The sequence below is a fragment of the Methylorubrum podarium genome (genome assembly GCF_022179745.1).
GTDB classification, from domain to species: Bacteria; Pseudomonadota; Alphaproteobacteria; order Rhizobiales; family Beijerinckiaceae; genus Methylobacterium; species Methylobacterium podarium.
The window spans coordinates 1-2,949 of record NZ_BPRD01000091.1 but is presented as its reverse complement, the minus strand read 5'-3'; the positions used below and the strand labels follow the sequence as shown (position 1 = coordinate 2,949).

The following is a 2,949-nucleotide window of genomic DNA, read 5'->3' as shown; positions in this document are numbered from 1 at the left end:
GATCATCGGGAAGCAGTTGGTGGTGGCGTTCGCCAGCGCGGTCAGGCCGTTGAGGAAGCCCGGCGCGGAGACCGTGAGGCAGATGCCCGGCTTCTTGGTGAGGAAGCCGGCGATCGCGGCGGCGTTGCCCGCGTTCTGCTCGTGGCGGAAGGAGATGACGCGCAGGCCCTCGGCCTGGGCGAGGCGGCCGAGATCGGTGATCGGGATGCCGGGGACGTTGTAGATCGTCTCGATGCCGTTGAGCTTGAGCGCATCGATGACGAGGTGGAAGCCGTCGGTCAGCTCCGCTTCCTCGTGGGGCATGGCGCCCGCGGTGATCGCGTCGATGTTCTGGGCCTGGACGGTCATGCGGCGTTCTCCCTCGTGATGCGGATGGTTCTTGGCCGGCGCGGAACCCGATGGCGTCGGGCCGGGCTCGTTTCGCGTCTCTTGCAGCGCCAAGCTCGGCGCGCGGACCGTTCGATGGACGGCGGGTCTCGTTGCGACCGGGCTGGCATACCAAATACCAAATGGCCGGTCAAACGAAACAGACGCCTTCGGACACGCACGCCTTCGGCGCCTGGAAATCGGGCCGTGGACAGGACGGGCGCGCGGGACGCGAGCCCTTCCGAAGCGGGGAATGCGGCCGATTCGCCCCCATCTATATCCGATCGGGCCCGGCATGGCTCCGGAGCGCGATCCGACCTCGGCTCGGGCCTTGCGCTGACGCGCGCGCCCTGAATGCAAAGACGCGCGCCGGGCGTCATCCGCCGGGCGCGCGTCGCGTCGATCGGGGGCCGGAGCGGCCGGGGTCCGGTGGACCGCCTCAGGCAAGCTTGACCGTCTGCGCCTCGGCCGCCTCGGCGATCTCCGCCTCCGCCGCGAGGTAGCGTCGCCGCATCGGCTTCAGCACGAAGACCGCGATCGCGGCGGCCACGATGTTCAGACCGATGATGAGGCCGAACACCGCCGACCAGCCGTAATGCGCCGACAGCACGCTGGCGAGGGGGACGAGGAAGGCCGCCGTGCCCTTGGCGGTGTAGAGCAGGCCGGCGTTGCTGGCCGCGTACTTCGAGCCGAAGGTGTCGCCGCAGGTCGCCGGGAACAGCGAGTAGATCTCGCCGAACACCCCGAAATACATCGCCGTGCACAGCACGAAGACGATCGGGTTGCGCCCGTAGCCGAGCAGCAGGATGCAGGCGGTCGCGGCGATGGTGAAGGCGATGAACATCGTGTTCTCGCGGCCGATGTTGTCGGACACCCAGCCGAAGAACGGCCGGCCGAACCCGTCGAAGATGCGGTCGAGCGAGATCGCCAGGGTGAGCGCGGCCATCTGCAGGCCGAACAGGTTCATCGTCACGCCCGCGACCTTGAAGTCGTGGGCGATCGGGGCGATCTGCGCCGCCGCCATCAGGCCGCCGGAGGCGACCATCACGAACATCGCGTACATCGTCCAGAAGACGGGGGTGCGCACCGCTTCCTTCGGGCTGCGGTCGATCTTGGTCTGGGGCAGGCGCAGGTTCTTGCGCTTGATCGCCACCGCGACCGACGGCTTGCGCAGCAGGAAGGACAGGAGGAGCACGACGGCGCCCTGGCCGAGGCCGAACACGAGGAAGGCCTTCTGGTAGCCGCTCGCGGCGATCATGTTGGCGATCGGGATCACGGTGATCGCCGCCCCGGCGCCGAAGCCGGCCGCGGTCGCACCCGCCGCGAGGCCGCGCCGGTCGGGAAACCACTTCAGGGCATTGCCGACGCAGGTGCCGTAGACCGAACCCGCGCCGATTCCGCCGATCACCGCCGCCGTGTAGAGCAGGAAGAGCGATTCGGCGTAGGCGTTGAGCGTCCAGGACAGGGCGATCATGAGGCCGCCGAAACCGACCACGAGGCTCGGGCCGTAGCGGTCGACGAACCACGTCTCGACCGGCACGAGCCAGGTCTCGGTGGCGACGAAGATCGTGAAGGCGAACTGGATCGCCGTGCGTCCCCATTGGTGCTGCGCGTCGATCGGATCAACGAACAGGGTCCAGCCGTACTGGAGGTTGGCGATCATCGCCATGCAGAGCACGCCGAAGGCCAGTTGCCACCACTTGGCGGACGGCGCGTCCGAAGGCGCCGCTGGATGCGCGTGCTGCTCTGCCGGTTGGTAGACCATCCGGTGTCTCCTCAAAACGTTTTCCGGTGCTCCCCTGGCGCGGCATCAAGCATGATGATGCAAGGCATACAATATACCAGGGGTACGAAGATCGGGCGGGAAAGCTGCGGCACCCCGGCACACCCACGGGGGGCGCCGGTTCCGGCGCGCCCCGTTCGATCGGTTGCAGAAGGTCCGCTGTGAGAACGCGTCGGCGCGCACCGGGCGGTCTGGCCCGGTGCGCGTCGAGGGTCGTGGGTGAGCCGGAGCGGACGAGCCGTCCGGAGGCAGCGCTCAGTGCACCGCTGCGGCGGTCTTCGGCTTGGCTTCCAGGGCGGTCTGCTCGCGCGTGTAGGCCTGCCGCATCGGCTTGAGGACGAAGATCGCCATCAGGGCCGCGAGGATGTTGAGCGCGGCCGCCGCCAAAAACACCGCGTGCCAGCTTCCCGTCATCGTGGTGAGGATGCTGGTATAGGGCACGATCAGCGCCGCCGTTCCCTTGGCGGTGTAGAGCAGGCCCGCATTGGTGGCGGCATACTTGGAACCGAAGGTGTCGCCGCAGGTCGCCGGGAACAGCGAGTAGATCTCGCCCCAGGCGAAGAACACGAGACCGGTCAGGATCACGAACATGATCGGGTCCTGGCCGAACTGGCTCAGCATGTAGATGCCCACGCCCTCGATGCCGAAGGAGAGGAACATCGTGTTCTCGCGGCCGATATGGTCGGAGATCCAGCCGAAGAGCGGACGCGTGACGCCGTTGAGCACCCGGTCGATGGTGGCGGCGAAGGTCAGTGCCGGCAGGGTGATGCCGAACAGGCTGACCGGCACGTCGGCGATGT

Annotated in this window: 3 protein-coding genes; all 3 read right to left on the bottom strand. The window is 67.8% G+C overall.

Translation table 11 applies throughout. From position 1 onward, the window contains the following. The coding region (locus MFF42_RS04665; protein WP_373875132.1) for a thiamine pyrophosphate-binding protein at positions 1 to 348 on the bottom strand (348 nt) is incomplete at its 3' end. A 457-nt stretch (positions 349 to 805) separates the two neighbouring features. Then, entirely contained in the window at positions 806 to 2,131 is a 1,326-nt protein-coding gene (gene oxlT, locus MFF42_RS04660) for an oxalate/formate MFS antiporter (RefSeq protein ID WP_238254718.1), read from the bottom strand. Positions 2,132 to 2,404: 273 nt separating this feature from the next. Next, positions 2,405 to 2,949, bottom strand: a 545-nt coding sequence (locus MFF42_RS04655) for an MFS transporter (protein WP_238254717.1), incomplete at its 5' end; no start/stop codon positions are given.

Coding starts and splice junctions, on each gene's coding strand:
- oxlT (WP_238254718.1), bottom strand. CDS start 2,131: ATGGTCTACCAACCGGCAGAGCAGCACGCGCATCCAGCGGCGCCTTCG.